Annotated in this window: 12 protein-coding genes and 3 pseudogenes; 4 read left to right on the top strand and 11 right to left on the bottom strand. The window is 68.6% G+C overall.

Annotated features, from left to right (window positions below):
• Nucleotides 1-473 precede the first annotated feature (473 nt).
• Complete coding sequence (locus JK363_RS16925; protein WP_201875748.1) at nt 474-653, top strand: hypothetical protein; 180 nt, start codon at nt 474-476, stop codon at nt 651-653.
• Here JK363_RS16925 and JK363_RS16920 read toward each other — a convergent pair.
• From JK363_RS16920 to JK363_RS16885, 8 genes and pseudogenes are all read right to left on the bottom strand, one after another.
• Nucleotides 650-1099, bottom strand: a complete 450-nt coding sequence (locus JK363_RS16920; protein WP_201875747.1) for a hypothetical protein — start codon at nt 1097-1099, stop codon at nt 650-652. The two genes, JK363_RS16925 and JK363_RS16920, sit on opposite strands and share 4 nt — an antisense overlap.
• A gap of 253 nt (nt 1100-1352) precedes the next feature.
• Entirely contained in the window at nt 1353-4361 is a 3009-nt protein-coding gene (locus JK363_RS16915) for a helix-turn-helix transcriptional regulator (protein ID WP_201876026.1), read from the bottom strand.
• A 98-nt stretch (nt 4362-4459) separates the two neighbouring features.
• Nucleotides 4460-4615: a hypothetical protein gene (locus JK363_RS16910; protein ID WP_201875746.1), complete on the bottom strand. Its 156-nt coding sequence runs from the start codon at nt 4613-4615 to the stop codon at nt 4460-4462.
• Nucleotides 4616-5254: 639 nt separating this feature from the next.
• Nucleotides 5255-5593 (bottom strand): peptidoglycan-binding domain-containing protein, encoded by a 339-nt coding sequence (locus tag JK363_RS44670; protein WP_201875745.1) that lies wholly within the window; start codon nt 5591-5593, stop codon nt 5255-5257.
• A gap of 841 nt (nt 5594-6434) precedes the next feature.
• Nucleotides 6435-6629 carry a sigma factor-like helix-turn-helix DNA-binding protein gene (locus JK363_RS44200; RefSeq protein ID WP_201875744.1) on the bottom strand — a complete coding sequence of 65 codons (195 nt, stop codon included), beginning with the start codon at nt 6627-6629 and terminating at the stop codon, nt 6435-6437.
• Between the two features lie 1869 nt (nt 6630-8498).
• Entirely contained in the window at nt 8499-8975 is a 477-nt protein-coding gene (locus tag JK363_RS16895) for a DNA-binding protein (protein ID WP_201875743.1), read from the bottom strand.
• Nucleotides 8976-9415: 440 nt separating this feature from the next.
• Nucleotides 9416-9522: pseudogene (locus JK363_RS16890) on the bottom strand (2-phosphosulfolactate phosphatase); the annotation flags it as partial.
• A 305-nt stretch (nt 9523-9827) separates the two neighbouring features.
• Nucleotides 9828-11279 (bottom strand): membrane-associated oxidoreductase, encoded by a 1452-nt coding sequence (locus JK363_RS16885; protein WP_201875742.1) that lies wholly within the window; start codon nt 11277-11279, stop codon nt 9828-9830.
• 30 nt (nt 11280-11309) lie between these two features.
• On the opposite strand from JK363_RS16885, the pseudogene JK363_RS16880 reads away from it, so the two are divergent.
• Nucleotides 11310-11656, top strand: a pseudogene (locus JK363_RS16880) (transposase); the annotation flags it as partial.
• 68 nt (nt 11657-11724) lie between these two features.
• On the opposite strand, the gene JK363_RS16875 reads toward JK363_RS16880, so the two are convergent.
• The 3 genes and pseudogenes from JK363_RS16875 to JK363_RS16865 all read right to left on the bottom strand — a co-directional run bounded on the left by JK363_RS16875 (nt 11725) and on the right by JK363_RS16865 (nt 13846).
• Nucleotides 11725-12342, bottom strand: a complete 618-nt coding sequence (locus JK363_RS16875) for an SUKH-4 family immunity protein (RefSeq protein ID WP_201875741.1) — start codon at nt 12340-12342, stop codon at nt 11725-11727.
• A gap of 57 nt (nt 12343-12399) precedes the next feature.
• Nucleotides 12400-13216: pseudogene (locus JK363_RS16870) on the bottom strand (IS5 family transposase).
• Nucleotides 13217-13261: 45 nt separating this feature from the next.
• A complete protein-coding gene (locus tag JK363_RS16865; RefSeq protein WP_201875740.1) occupies nt 13262-13846 on the bottom strand; it encodes a DinB family protein in 585 nt (194 codons plus the stop codon).
• 5 nt (nt 13847-13851) lie between these two features.
• On the opposite strand from JK363_RS16865, the gene JK363_RS43815 reads away from it, so the two are divergent.
• Both JK363_RS43815 and JK363_RS16860 read left to right on the top strand, forming a co-directional pair.
• Nucleotides 13852-13980: a hypothetical protein gene (locus JK363_RS43815; RefSeq protein WP_268981050.1), complete on the top strand. Its 129-nt coding sequence runs from the start codon at nt 13852-13854 to the stop codon at nt 13978-13980.
• A 192-nt stretch (nt 13981-14172) separates the two neighbouring features.
• Complete coding sequence (locus JK363_RS16860; protein ID WP_201875739.1) at nt 14173-14907, top strand: transposase; 735 nt, start codon at nt 14173-14175, stop codon at nt 14905-14907.
• Nucleotides 14908-15468: the final 561 nt, after the last annotated feature.

The raw sequence follows: 15468 nt of genomic DNA, 5'->3' as shown, positions 1-15468 counted from the left end.
GTACGACCGCTACGGCGTGCAGGGCGGCGACATCGGCGCGTTCATCGGCCCGGCGCTCGGGTGAGCCCACACCGAGCACGTCATCGGCGTGCACGCCAACGCGCTGGTCACCTTCCCCACCGGCGACCCGGCTGACACGGCCGCGCTCACCGAGAGCGAGCAGCAGCGCCTCAAGGCGATGAAACACTTCCAGGACGACATGTCCGCCTACATGAAGCTCCAGGGCACCAGACCGCAGACCCTGGCGCATGCCCTCGCCGACTCTCCCACCGGCCAGCTTGCCTGGATCGTCGAGAAGTACAAGGAGTGGACCGACCCAGCCAAGGAACTGCCCGAGGACGCAGTGGACCGCGACCGGCTGCTCACCACCATCAGCATCTACTGGTTCACCCAGACCGCCCGCAGCGTGGCCAACTCCTACTACGAGCGCTTCCACGACGCGAACATGTGGGCCCCCAAGCCCCCCCGCGACGGTGCCCACAGGTGTCGCAGTCTTCGCCGCCGCCGACTTCGCCATCCGACGCTTCGCCGAGAAGGCCCACAACATCACACATTGGTCGGAGTTCTACCGGGGCGGCCACTTCCCCGCCCTCGAGGCGCCCGACCTCCTCATCGGCGACATCCGCGAATTCTTCGCCGCACTCGCCGACTAGAAGTCGGCGTCGACGGCCTCCACCGCGGCGGGCACGAGCACGACTTCCTGCGGGGTCCAGCAGTCCGAACGTTCGGTGGCCACTTCGGCCGTGCACCAGCGGCATACGAGGTTCGGGCCGTCGCAGCCGTCCAGGCCGCAGCAGCCGTTCCGCCGTCCGCGCAGCGAGGTGAGCTCGGTGCCGTGCACATCGGCCCGGGCCAGGACGATGCCATCCAGCCCCGCGCGGTGGAGGCCCAGGGCCGCCCCCGCGACATGTGGCCGGAAGACTCGCTCCCCGGCCTCCGGCGGATCGTAGGCGAAGGTGCCCGGACGCATCCGCGGCGGGCACTCCACGCCCTCCGGCAGCGCGTACGGCGCCAGGGTGCTGTCCGCATCGGGCAGCGGCACCTCTCGTACGGGTGCGGTGACATCGCCATGACAGCGGCGGCAGCGGAAGACGACCATGCACGCCATTCTCCGGTCCCTGGCGGGCCCGGCGCCTCCCAATTCCAGGGGGGAACCGCTGCCCCGCCCACCCAGACCCACCGGCGGCTATGAGCGCCAGCTGATCAACGACGCGATCACCGAAGCCGCAGGCTGAGAGGCGCGCGCTCGACCGGCTACTTCGTGACCGGAGCGAGGCGGATGCCACGAGGACGGGCCCGGATCCGCACCAGGAGGTGGGCAACCCCATCGCGCTGTGCACCTCAGCGAAGCGTCACTCGTCGAGAACCCCCAGCCGGTGCGCGATGGCCGCGGCCTCCCCCCGGCCTGAAGCGCCCAGCTTCGCCAGGATGTTGGAGACATGCACGCTTGCCGTCTTCGGCGAGATGAACAGCTCCTCCGCGATCTGCCGGTTGCTCCGCCCGGCGGCGACCAGCCGCAGCACGTCCCGCTCCCGGACGGTCAGCCCCAGCGCCGCCGCCGGCGCCGGGGGCGGGGCCGCCTCCCCATCGGTCTGCCGCAACGGGATTCGGGCGCGGCCGGCGAGTGTGGTGATCTCCGTCTCGAGCGGCGCCGCGCCCAGCTCGCGCGCTGCCGCCTCGGCCTGCCGCAGCAGCTCACCGGCCGCTGTGCGGGACCCCTTGCCGCCCCGGATGATCAGAGCCTCCGCGAGTCGCAACCGGGCGGTGGTCAGCAGTAGCGGGGCCTCCAGCTGCTCGGTGGCGGCGACGGCCTCCCGCCAGTGGGCGGTGGCGTCCCGGCCCTCGGCGGTGAGCAGTTCGGCCTCGATCATCAGGGCCTGCGCGGCCCACAGCAGTACGAACTGGGGCTGACCCTTCATCGCCTGGCGGATCCGCTCCACCGCCGCCGCGCGCCCCGGCTCGGCCACCGTGAGCCCACGTGCCCGCGCCTCCGCCGCCGCGGCCTCGTACAACAGGGGCCAGCCGTAGCGGTGATGGCCGAAGGGGATGGCCTCGCCGACCGCCGTCTCCAGCAGGGAGCGGACGTCGAGAATCCGGCCGTCGGCGGCCGCCAGCGCGATGGCCATGCGGCCCACGGCCAGGGTGTGCTGTGGCTCCGGGTAAGGGCCGGTGGTGCTGCCGTCGGCCTCCTTCATCCGGCGCCGGGCTTCGTCGTACGCACCCCGGGCCAGAGCCAGTTCGGCCCTCCGCTCGGCGATCAGCGCCCGCATGCGGACGCTCACCCCACGGCGGCCGAGGGCCCGCTCGACGACTTCGTCGGCGTCGGCCCAGCGACCGAGGTGGATGAGGGATTCGGCGAGGTTGGCGTCGATGTACGAGGCGGTGTTCGGCAGCCCGTGCCGCTCGGCCAGGCCACTGCCCTCCTCGGCGGTCTCGACGGCCTCTGCGTAGCGTCCGAGGCCGTGCAGCGCCGTGGCCAGGTTGCCGTAGCCACGCAGCACTACGTTGGCGTTGCCCGGCTCCAGGTCCCGGGCGCACACGTCGCGGGCCCGCTCGAGCCCGGCCTCGACGTTGCCCGAGTGGATGGTGAGCCAGGCCAGGGTGTGCTGGGCGGCGAGTCCAGTGATGTCGGCGCCCGTTATCCGGCAGAGCTCCACCGCCTGTTCCGCGGTCTCGAGGGCGCTCGGCGCCGGCTGGTGCACGGCGTACCAGTGCGCCGCATACGTCAGTACCTCGGCGTGTACGACGGACGGCGGCAGGCCTTTGACCAGCTTCTGGGCCTGGGAGATCTCGTCCCAGCCGTCGGAGCGGGACAGGTCTCGCACCAGCTGGTACCGCTCCATCCAGAACCAGGCCGCCCGCAGGGGGTCGCCCTCCAGCTCGCGCAGCGCCCGCTTGCCGAGGGCGAGCGCCCGCTCCCGCTCGCTTGCGAGGCGCGCGGCGACGCTGATCGCGGCGAGCAGGTCCACGAAGTCGCCTGGCATGTCCGGGTAGATGGCCGGGGACAGCCCGTTCTCGATGCCCTGCCGCATCGTCTCGCGGCGCAGCTCCTCGGGAGCGTCGTCCCACAGCTCCAGCGCCCGCTCCAGCAGCTGGTGCTGCTCGGCGAACGCGTGCCGGCCGCGGGCGGCGGCCGCCGCGGCGATCACGGCGGGCAGCGCCCTGGCGGGGTCGCGGGCGTCGAACCAGTAGCCGGCCAGCCGCCCGGCCCGCTCCTCGGGCCGTACGAGCGTGGGGTCGGCCTCCAGCGCCTCGGCGTAGCGGCGGCTGAGCCGGGAGCGCTCGCTGGGCAGCAGGTCGCCGGCCACGGCCTCGCGCATCAGGGCGTGCCGGAAGCGGAACGACTCGCCCTCCTCGGAGGGTTGCAGGACGGCGGCGCCCACAGCGGTACGCAGGGTCTCGATCAGCTCGTCCTCGGCGAGGCGCGTGACGGTGGCCAGCAGCCGGAACTCCACCTCGGAGCCGCCCTCGGCGGCGATCCGCACCACGCGCTGCACCTCGTCCGGCAGCGCCTCGACGCGGACCAGCAAGAGGTCGCGAAGGGAGTCGCTGATTCCGCCCGGTGAGCCTTCGAGGATGCTGCAGGCCAGCTCCTCGACGAAGAAGGCGTTGCCCTCGGAGCGTTCGAAGACCCGGTCCAGCACCTGCTCAGGCGGGGCCTCGCCGCGGATGGCGGCGAGCTGGCGGCGGACCTCGGTGCGTTCGAAGCGGGGCAGTTCCAGGCGGGTGACGGTGCGCAGCCGCTCGTACTCGGCGAGGGCGGGGCGCAGCGGGTGGCGGCGGTGCAGGTCGTCGGCGCGGTAGGTGGCGACGATGAGCAGGCGGCTGTGGGTGAGGGCGCGCAGCAGATAGCTGAGCAGTTCGCGGGTGGAGCGGTCGGCCCAGTGCAGGTCCTCCAGGGCCAGAACGAGGGTCCGGTCCGCGGCGAGGTGCTCGAGGAGGCGGACGGTGAGCTCGAAGAGCCGGGCACGGCCCTCGGTTTCGGGGCGTCCCCGGTCCATCTCGCCGAGCTCGGGCAGCAGCCGGGCGAGCTCGCCTTCCTGGCCGGCGATGGCGGCGTCAAGCTCCGCGCCGAGCTGGCGGCGCAGGGAGCGCAGGGCGGTCGAGACGGGGTGGTAGGGCAGGGCGTCGGCGCCGGTTTCCACGCAGCCGCCCAGGGCGACGACGGCCCCGTCCGCGACGGCCCGGCCGAGGAACTCCTGCATCAACCGGGTCTTGCCGACGCCGGCCTCGCCGCCCACAAAGAGGGCGCGGGGCTCCCCGGCGTCCGCCCGGGACAGGGCCTCGTCGAGAGCGGTGAGTTCGGCGCTGCGGCCTACGAAGACGGGGCTTATGTGACCACTGTGCACGGTGCTGAGCATCGCATCTCGTACGCGGTCGGGGCCAGCGGTTTCGACGTCGACGGGGGGCCGGGCCGCTGCGGCCGGGTGCTCGACCACGCGGCACCACCCTTGCTCCGTCACGCGGCGCGACGGTACTGCTTGCGGCTGTCGGCGTCGGTACGGGCTGCCTTCGCGGCCTGCTTGGCCCGCTTGGCCTCGCGGACCAGGCGGTGCCGCGCGGCGCGGGAAAGGAATTCGGCGTGGCGGGCGGCCATGAACTCGTGGTGCAGCATGCGGTCTCCTTGGACGAGCTGGGAGCTGGGTCTCTTGTTGTGCTTCCAACGTCGTCTCTAAGGCGAGGGCGCCACATCGGGAGACTTCCTCATCCTGCCGTATAGGGGGTGCCTTAGCGGAAAGCCATTCCTTCCTGGGCGGCCGGTAGCTTCCTGAGTGCATGTGCACGCCACCGTTCATCTTGCTGGGAAACCGGCAGGTCAGCGCGGTGTCCGAAAGGTGACCCCGAGCATGGAGTCAGGAAAGGCACGATTGCCGACCCGATGACCGAGGTGGGGGGCCTCCGCGAACGGTGACAGGTGCCGCGGGGTGAGGCCGAACTCCGGCGAGCCCGGCGGTGCTTGTCGGCTTCGGCGGCGTCCCGCAGAAGGCGACTACTCTCAGGAGGGCATTCCGTAGCGGGTGGCGATCGCGGCGGCGCGGTTGCGCAGGGACCGGACGGCACCGAGGGGGGCGCTGCCGAAGGTCGTCGTTCCGTGCGTGTCCGTTTTACGGAATGGTGATCCGTCGGTCCCTGGTCAACTTGTGGGCCTCAGGGTTACATCCTGATCGTCGCGGTGGGAACGCACGCGCCGTGACGCCGATGCCCGTCCAGGCGATGGGATCCCGGTGAACCCGCCGTGTGTTCCGTTGAACATTCAGCGGCCTACGGCCTCCGAGGATGCACGGGTCACTGGACCGAACACTCCCAGGGGATCCCCGGTGATGCCGCGGTTGCGCTGGTATTGGACAACGCCGCGGAGGGTTGCGTCATCAAAAACGCCGGTAGCCGAGACGTACGTGAAACCCTGTCCGAACAGTACCTGCTGGAGGCGTTCGACATCAGGGCCGACGTCGCCTCGGCTGAGCGTGCGGATGAAGTGGGAAGAGGACTTACGGCGGTGGGCTGAAAGCGGCTCACGCGACGGGGGCGTGGACGCCGAGGCACGTTGTCTGCTCGTTTTGGGGGGAACCGACGCGGGCTCGGTCGCCGGCATCGATGGTCCGTCCGAAGCAGGTGGCGAGGCCGACGGCACCCTCGTTTCGGTATGGTCCACAACCGGCGCCCTTCCCTGGGTGCCCGGGGGGCAGTCCGCACGGCAACTGCTCAGCGCCGCCGTCAACGCTGCTACTGCCAGCAGTCCGGCACCTACAGCGTGCGGATACGGCAGGGCCAGCCCGCTCCACGCTGTCGCGAGGGGACGGCGGTGCCGCCTGCGCTTGTGCTTGGGCCCAGGACGCCCCACTGGGCTTTCCGGGAGCGTCGAAACGGTCGCGGCCGTGACTGCGGCCTTCCGCTCGTCGAAGAGCCGGGCCTGCGGCACGTCTTCCACCTGGTGCCGGAGCACTGGCCGCACGAAGTGTGTATACGGCGCTTGGGCGACACCATGCACCGGCCTTGATTGATTCATGCCAAAGCCTTTCCGTACCGTCCAGGACAGCCGCCCATCTCCCATACCGTGACCATGTAACCGGCCCGGTCGGCATGGCTCTGTGGCGGAAAGGCGTCGTCGTGGGTGTGGAGCTTGAGGAGTGGTTCCGTGGCGCGGCGTTCGGCGTGGTCCTTACCGGCGCTCCGAAGCGGCAGCTGACTCGGCCGCACCAGAGACTGATCCCGGTCGGCTGCGCGCTTGAACAGGCGCCGAGCAACTCGATCGCACGATGCACGACTGCTGTTGTCGTCCTTCCAGATGCACAGGACGAGCGATTCGGCTGCCACACCTGTCGCGCAAGCGGGACCAGGCGCCGGAACCCCAGCCATGCGTCGATGACCGCTCGGCAGCCGTGGCGAGGTGTGCGGTAGCTCCGCCTGCTCTTGCCCCTCACCGGCCTGGCGCCTCACCGGGGCCATCCCTGCTCCTGCAGTATTCGCTTGAGTTCCCACAGCCCGTGGTACACCCGCGAGTTCACCGTTTCATGGGGGAGGCCGAGTACCGCCGCGGCCTGCCGGGTGGTGCGTCCAGCCACGTAGGACTCAACGATGGCCTCGCGGTGCGTGGCGGGCAGGCCGGCCAGAGCCTCCGCGACGACCACGGCGTTCAGCTTGCGGTCCGGTTCTGCTGCCCTGGCAGAGAATCTCGGCGTTTCGTCGCGCCTTTCCGACGGTCGGACGCCGCGCCTGCGGTAGTCAGATCCGTGGATCATTATGCGTCGCGCAACGATGGCGCGTCAGCGACAGTTGCTGTTGCTCGTGTTGATCGGTTACTCGCCCTGATGTCTTGCGCGCCGGGTACGACACGGCACCGACGCGGGGTCGAATGCTCGCCCTGGAGCTTCCGCACAGGTCCAGATTCCCGTGGATGCATTCGTCGATGTCCTGATTGGCCAAGTTGAATTCGTATGAACACCTCGTCACCGCCCGTTCGTTCTGGTGCTGCCTTCGGCGTACTTGGTCAGCGGCAGGTTGGCAAACGGGAGAAGCCGTCGACCGGCCTGTTCGGGTTGAATTCCATTCAGTGGTTGATGGGGTCGCTGTTCTGAACAGTCAAAGGCGTTGTCACGCATACGGTTACGGCCCCTGAAAAGGAGAGAGCAAGTGCAGTGGTATCGGCGCGATCCCTATGAGATCCAGCCATCAGCATGCTACCCATGCAATGCACTGTAACTCTCGGTAACTCTTGGTGGGGCGACTGGTTTATGGGTTACTTAAGGAATCTTTCAGGTTGAGGCTTGTCCGGTAACCGCCGGTCATCGTGAGGTTGTCCTGCCGTGGCTGGTGTGATCCCGGAGGCGGAGTCTTGACCCCCTATACCTGGGTGAGCACCTTGCCGTGCGGCCGACCCAACGTCCTGGCTGTCCGAATGCCGCAGGCTCAGCACGTGGTGCCGGGCGGCGGTTCTGCGAACCGAGTGGACGTCCGGTCACGGACGTGGATGATGTCGCGGTCGCCAACCCGACGCGTTGCCACCGCTCGTTCCAGTTCAGATTCGGCCAGCGGGTCGCCGATAGGCTCGCCCGTTGCGGCATCCCAGACCCCGCACCGTCCCATCGAGGCTGCTGGAGACGATGATGTCGCGGATGCCGGCTCGCCCAACTGCCATGGTGTCCACAATGGCCCTGAATTCTCAGAGCTGACGCCAGCGTTCGCCGGACCGGCATCAGTGGCTCGGTCGCCAAGACGCGTCGCATGCGGAGCAGGAGCGCCCGGTTGGCTTCCAGCACCGTCAACTGCTGATGCAGCGCCGCGCCGTGATCTGAGAGGTGCGGCGTTCGTGCTCGACGGAGGCTCACACCTGCTGAGCCGTGCATCAGGTTTGCGGCAGCGTAGATGGTGTCTCGGAGTATTCGTGGAGGCCGTGGTGGCGAGCTGGAGTTCCGCCAGTTCTTCTGGTGGGCGGCTCGTCCCACGTCCGCCACAGCCACCGTGTGCTGGACAGCGGCCCGTCCGCGGACTGCCGCGAGACCCTCACGCTGTACCCGCAGCCGGCCAGCCGGCACCGGCGGCCGCCGCTGCGCGTCGTCTTCGCCGAGGGCCCGGGCCGGTATGTCCCGGGGCGGGCTCCCCATGGGCTCCGGGGATGCGGGGTACGTCAGGGGTGGCTCCCTGCACCTGCACGAACCGGGCGCCGTCCGGGCCTTGCTCGACGCGGCGTCGGCCTGCGGGTGGCAGCCGGGGGAGCGGCGGGCGGTGGAGGTCGACGGCTGGCCCCGGCTGGAGGCGGCGGCCGCCGCGCGAGGTGGGGAGGCCAACTCAGCGCGCCGCGCCGCGATCGTACTTCGGTGCGTCTGGTCAAACTCTGTTGAGACGGGACAGCGTGCGGTCAGCCCGTTCGATGCCTCGCCTGATGTCCCGTCTCCAGCGATCTGGTCCCCGTCTCAATTGAGCGGGCATGGTTCGCTCGATGTGTCAGATGATCTGGTCCACCAGGGCCCGATCGGACAACGCGCTCACTCTCGGCTCGTTCATCGAGGCGACGCGGCCGTGTTCTGCTCCGGGCCTTGCTCTGCGTCGGTGGCGGTACGGGCGACCAGTCGTTCATAGCGCTGTCTGGCGGCTTGAGGAGTGCCGAGCCCGAGACTGAAGGCGATCTCGGGCCAGGTCATGCCGCGGCCCCGTGCCATCTGGAGAAGTCCGGCTTCCAATTCGTCCATCTCACCGCGAGCCAGCGGCACGAGGCTCAAGGCAGCGGTGATATCGGTGTGGTCCACCTCTGGCTCGCCGTCATCGAGCTGTGCGGCTCCGCTGAGCAGGAACGATACGAGCCTGATGGCTTCGTGCGGCCCGATTGCAGAGGGGTGAACCTGCCGTCGGCGTTGCTCGTCGGTGGCCGCGTGTCGCTCGGAGATGCGGAGCAGGGACGCGTATACCCGGTGCGCCCGCGCCTGGTCCGGATGCGTGGGCGTGAAGGGGTCGGCGGGCTGATCGGGCGTTGATGTCATGCACCCAGGATGCGCAAGCACACCACTTGTTGTCAACAAATCATTGTGAACATAGTGTTTGCTAGCTCGAGGCGGTTGAGGTGGATTAGCCAGCAGCGCCCCGCGGTTGGCGGAGTGATGGAACATCAGTTTGATTGAAGGTCAGAACGTGACCTGTGGTGCCGTCCCCAGTGGGGAGGGCGCCGTGGTCGTGAGCGCGGCGGCTGTTTAGCCAGCCAGCCGCAGGGCGGTGGTGGCCAGGGCCCCGGCGGCCGCGTACACCAGCTGGCCCTCGGCGTGGGAGTGCGGATCAAGCTGGAAGCCATGCGGGAACCAGGCCCCGCTGTGAGGCGCGGTCGCCGGCGGCAGAGAGGACGTCGGGGCGGATGGGCGTGTTCCCGGCATAGGGCGTCAGTTTACCGCTGGAACCGTGCCTGCACCGGCTCAATAATCGGCTCGTACTGGGCAAAGGCCCAGGCAGCCACGGTGAAAGCACGCATGACGTCGACCACGACCGCCACGGACGGGCTTCGACCAGCTCAGCGATGCCAAGGAAACGAGCGTCCATACCGATCATGATCGTGCATGCCCGACCCGAAGCACCCGGAGAGCGATACGCGTCACTCGAGGGTCTCGGAATGCAACACCTCCGGCTGCCTGTGTCGCGAAAGTGATCCGCAGTGACACGCCTGCTCAATCGCCACACGAGGTCACCCGCACACGGCCTCTGCGGACACAAGAAGGATGTTCGCGACCGAGGCCGTTACCGGCGCGGCCGGCTCGTTCACATCGCTGGCATGCCGGTCTTCACCGGCCAGCCACCAGGCCAGGCCCCGGGTACCTCCTGATAGAGGGCATGAACGCAAGCGGCCGCTATTGGCGGCTGAGGGTGCGTGTGATCCCGGCGGCGACGGTCGTCGCGAGAACCCAGCCGACGGCTATCAGTAGGTAGGACAACCACTGGTAAAGGCCAGCGGGCGCGAAGGCACTCTGCTGACCGAAATCAACGATCGGCAGCAGCAGGTCCAGGGTGTAGATGGGCGCATTGAACCCTGGGCCTTTGCCGTGCTCGACTGGGGGTGGATGGTGCATTCCAAACGCGACTGAGCCCAGAAGGAGCAGGGCCAGGAGCCAGCCGCCGGCACGCGTGGGGCGGAAGCCGTAGCCCACGGTCGCATCCTGGAGATAGCCCCATAGCCTGGCGTACCAGGGCAGAGTGGCGCGGCGTCGACGCTGCTTGGCGAGGAGGACTGTGCGGGCGTCAGCGTCATCACCGACGCGACGGTAGGAGGCCGCGAGCTGCTCGTAGCTGTGAGGGACGAAACCGTCTGAATCGCGTTGCAGCAATGCGAGTCGGTCTATGGAGGGAAGACGCGGAGTAAGCGTCTCGTACGTCAGTCCCTCCAGGCGTACCTTGGTCGGCCAGACCTGTGGCTCCGCCTCGATGACCTTGAAGCTGGCGTAGTGCATTTTTACGTCGCCGGAGACTGGTCGAGCATCCCGCAGCGTCAGCTGTGTGGCTTCGCAGCTGCTGATGCCCAGTGCGACGCCGCCCGGGTTGCTGAGCCTCGCTTCGATGAAGGAGATCCACCCTGCGACCTTGGCGCCGGTAAGCCTGACCCGGCCCTCAGCCGTGAGGCCACCAGCGTTGAGGACGGTCCCGACGGTGAGCCGCGCGGCATCGAGGGCATCACCATTCGCGTTTTTGACCTGACCATCTTCCAGATCGACAGCCCCTTCGACATGCGCCGTACCGAGGCGGATCCCACCCTGCGCCACGAGGCCGGGCGCCCATACATCAGCGCCCACAGAGGCATGATCGAGTTGGAGCGCCCATCCGTCACCAGACCCGAGATGTGCGCCGTCCAGGAAGACCCCGCCGGAGATCTCGGCGTTGCTCAGCCGGACGCTTCCTGCTATCCGGCAGTTTGTGAGCCGGAGTGCGCCGTCGACACGAAGGGATGTGGCCGCCAGAGCGGGAAGGTGGGACCCGCTGAAGTCGAGCTGGCGGGTCTGCGTCCCGTCGAGCTCCAAGCTGTGCTGGAAGTGGCAAGAGGTCAAACGGATCGGATGGCGTATCTCTGCATGCTGGAGGTCGAGGACGCCGGTGATCGCCGCCCCGGCGACGCGTAGAGCGGGCGCCTCGCCGGAAGCGGATGAACCACCGAGGATGAGGGTCCGGATGACCTCAGCCCGCACAGTCCGTTCCGCGTCCTGAATAGTCGCGGGGTCCTCACGCCCGTCTCGGCGAACGTCGATCGCTAGACCACGCGGGAACGCCTGCCAGATGCGACGTTCCAGAGGCGTCAGGTCGGTGATGTCCATCCGCAGGACCCTATCCATTGAGGTACGAAGCGTCCGCAAGGTGGCGGTCGGCGTAGGGCCGATGATCGCGAGGCCCTGGCCGCGATCATCTTCGTGGCCACCTCGGGCTGCACCTGGCGGCAGCTCCTACCGGCGTTCGGGCTGTGCTGGCAGACGGTCTACCGACGCTTCGCCCGGCGGAGCCGGGCTCGCGTATGGGGCCGACTCCACCGTGTCGTCCTCGACGAGCTCGGGGTGTGCGGCGACCTGGACTGGTCGCGGTGCGCGATCGACTCTGTCAGCCTCCGGGCCACAAAAAAAGGGGGCCGTTGGACCGAATCCGACCGACCGCGGGCACGTTGGGATCGAAGATCCATCTGATCGCCGACGGGAACGGTCCGGTCCGGAGGAAGGCGGCATGCGCACCGAGCAGACCGCGCGGTTCGTGGCCGACATCGGCCGGCGATCACCCGTAGAGCGAGCGGGCTCCCGGGCTGATGCCCTTGAAGCGCTGGCCCGCGGCGATCTCCTCGCCGACCACCGACCAGACGGTCTCGTCGTCCTGGAAGGGGAGCGGGTCGATGCTGCTCGTCTCCTGATGGATACGCTCGACCTCGCGCTCCAGGCGCTCGAAGTCGGCTTCCTCGTCGCCGTCGTCGCCGCTGAAGGTGAACTCCTCGAGCAGGCGCTGGAACTGGAGGGTGACCTGGACGAGGGAGGAGACGTCCGCGTGGAGTTCCTGCACGGTCTCCTCGTCGGCGTCGAAGGCGTGCACCTTGCCGGAACCGGGGTCGAGGGCGAGGTGGGCGTTGAGCAGCCAGCCGATGACGGGCCATTCGCCCGCGTCCTCCGCGGCGTCCTCGAAGTCCTCGATGTAGACGACGTCCTGGACGAGAGGCAGCAGGCCGTCGTCCTCGTCGGGCTGACGCAGCAGGAGCGTCCCGGTGGGGACGCCGACGGTCTGCAGGAGGCGGGCGCCCTCGGTGTCCGCGGTGGAGGGCGGGAAGGCGGTGGCGGGCAGGGTCGCGAGCCGGTCCTCGCCGAAGATGTCGGCGAGTTCGCTGCGGGTGACGTCCAAAAGCACTGCCGGAACTCCGAACTCGACGGCGGCACGGGCGCCGTAAGACTCTTAGAGGGTGTCTCACGTGGCAAGTTTCGCGAGCTTCTTGTAGCAGGTCAGGGCGGCGGCCAGGCCGAGGAAGGCGAGGAAGTGCGAGCCCTTTCGTTCGTATCGGACGGTGAGGCGGCGGTAGCCGAAGAGCCAGGCGATCGACCGTTCGATCTTCCAGCGGTGCCGACCGAGGCGTTCGCCGGACTCGATGCCGGGCCGCGCGATGCGCGCGACGAGCCCGCGCTCGCGCAGCCAGGCCAGGTGTTCGGCGGAGAAGTTCGCCTTGTCCGCGCGGAGTTTGACGGGTCGGCGCCGCCGTGGTCCCCGGCGGGACCGGACGGCGGGTATGCCGCGGATGAACGGCTTGAGGGCGAGGCTGTCGTGCATGTTCGCGCCGGACACGGCGACGGCGAGCGGGATGCCCTGGGCATCGGACAGCACGTGCAGCTTGCTGCCCTTCTTGCCGCGCTGACCGGGTTCGGCCCGGTCAGCGATCCCCCCTTTTGGCGCGAACGGAGGCCGCGTCGACGATCGCCGAGGTCCAGTCCACCTCGCCCCGGGCCCCGAGTTCGTCCAGCACCGCCCGGTGCTGCCGACGCCACAGGCCGGCCTCGGTCCATACCGTGAAGCGGCGATGCGCGGTGGCGGGCGACGTGCCGAACGTCGGCGGCAGATGCCGTCAGGCACAGTCGCTGGTCAGCGCGTACACCACTGCCGTGAACACGCCCCGCTCGTCGCACGGAGCGGTCCCACCACCTTGCGGACGAGCAGCGAACGACGGCAGCAACGGGGCGGCCAGCTCCCAGAGTTCATCAGGAACCAGACGCTTCGATAGATCAGCACCCACGACCGGCATCATGCCGCACGAACATCAAGTCACGTGAGACAACCTTTAAGCCTTGATTGGTGCGGCCGACCTGGCAGCCTGCTCGATCTTCGCGCAGTAGGCTGCACGGGCTTCCTCGTCGATCTGCTTCTCGTGTTCGGCGCGCAGCCCGGTCCGGCCGTCGAGGCCCTCGCGCAGGATATCGGCGTGCCCGGCATGCCGGATGGACTCGCCGAGGACATGGACCATGATGGCGAACAGGTTCGTGTCGGCATAAGGCTCCGGCCACCACGGCACGTGGCCGGGGGCGTCGAGGAGAAGCTCGTTGATCGTCGCGTCCGAGTGTTCCCACGTGCGCCGGTAGAACCCGATGATCTGATCGCGGGTCTCGTCCTCGGTCGCCCACAGGTCGCTGCCGTTGGAGTCCTGCCACCGGGGCAGCGGTTCCGGGGAAGGGCGGTCGAAGACCTCGCCGAAATACCTGGCCTCGACGGTGGCCACGTGTTTGACCAGGCCGAGGAGGTTGGTCCCGGTCGCTGTCAAAGGTCGGCGGGCGTCGTATTCGGACAAGCCGTCGAGTTTCCAGAGCAGCGCCTTGCGGTCCCGCCGCAGTCTCCCGTGCAGGTTGTCTTTCGCGAATTCATCGATCATGCGGCATGAGCCTGCCATGGGCTGCTCGTGGTCTCAAGATCCCGTACGTGGTCCGCATCGACTGGCAGAGCCGAGGCCTGGCCATGGCCGCCGCCCTGACCTGCTACAAGAAGCTCGCGAAACTTGCCACGTGAGCCAACCTCTTAGCCTTGATCCACCGATTTCTTGAGGCTTCCAACACGCACAATCTGCAAGGCACTTCCGAGATGCAAGTTCCCCATACGCCGGCGGCGGTCTCCGCTGGTGACGCAGAAGGTGAAACTGACCGGGGCGAAGAACGGGGCGGGTGCGGCGGCGGACGCCAAGGTCACCGCATCGTTGCGGGCATGGCTTCGGGCGCGGACAGCATCGACGACCTGGCGATGTTGCGCCACGGGGCGATGCCGGCGGTGTTCGGCGGTATTCGCGCCCCGTCCACGCTGGGCACCTTCTTGCGTGCCTTCACTCACGAACATGCTCTTCAACTCGACGCAGTACACCGCAGGTTCCTCGCGGAACTGGCCACGCACACCCCGTTGCTGCCCGGCGCGGGTGAGGTGGCGTTCGTCGACGTCGACTCCACTCACAAGCGGGTCTATGACCGGGCGAAACAGGGCGGCGAGTACGGCCGGTTCAAGGGCGTGCGCACCCTGCACCCGCTCCTCGCCACGGTCTGCACCCCCCAGTCAAGGCCGGTGATCGCGGGAGCGAGGCTGCGACGCGGCAAGGCGGCAGCCTCCCGGGGCGCCCCGAAGTTCGTGAGCGAGGCCCTGGCCACCGCCCGAGAGGCCAACTGCACCGGGACCCGCATCCTGCGGGCCGACTCGCAGTTCTACAACGCCGGGGTCATCGCCGCTTGCCGCCGGGCCGGCGCCCACTTCTCGGTCACCACCGGGATGAACCCCTCCATCAAGCGGGCCGTCCTCAACATCCCCCACGACGCCTGGCTGCAGATCAGTTACGCGACCGCGGTCCCCGACCCCGACACCGGTGAACTCATCTTCGACACGGAGGTCGCCGAGATATCGAATACACCGCGTTCGCCAGCCGGAGGAAAGCAGATCGGGTCACCGCCCGGCTGATCGTGCGCCGGGTCCGCAACCTGGCCAGGCCGCCACCGTGGTCGAGCAGGTCATCGCGGACAGCAAGGCCGGGGCACTGGCCCATCTGCCCTCCGGACACTTCCACGCCAACGCGGCCTGGCTCACCCTGTGGGCGATGACCTACCACCTGCTGAGGGCCGCTGGTTCCCAGGCCTCCGCGTTCCACGCCAAGGCCACCACTGCCACCCTCCGGACCCACCTGATCCAGGTCCCAGCACGCATCGCCCGCACGACGCATCACCCTGCACCTGCCCCACAACTGGCCCTGGCAGCACACCTGGACACGCCTCTTCGACACCGTCCACGGCCCACCCGGCTGACACGAACAGCCCCTGACCACCCGCCCACCAGGGCCAAACCGGAACCGAACCCGTGGAAAAGCTGGGCAGACCAGCAGATATCGCCTACCCACACCCATCCACCCCCAAGCGAACGCAGAAAGCGATCAGAAGATCACTCTCGAACTACCTCAGTGGATCGAGGCGTAGACACGGTCAACTCCGAGGCAGACCTCAGGCGTCGGGGAACCCCGCATCGCGC

This window comes from Streptomyces coffeae, assembly GCF_016741875.1.
GTDB classification, from domain to species: domain Bacteria; phylum Actinomycetota; class Actinomycetes; order Streptomycetales; family Streptomycetaceae; genus Streptomyces; species Streptomyces coffeae.
The sequence above is the reverse complement of the archived record's forward strand: the minus strand, read 5'-3'. Positions and strand labels throughout refer to the sequence as shown.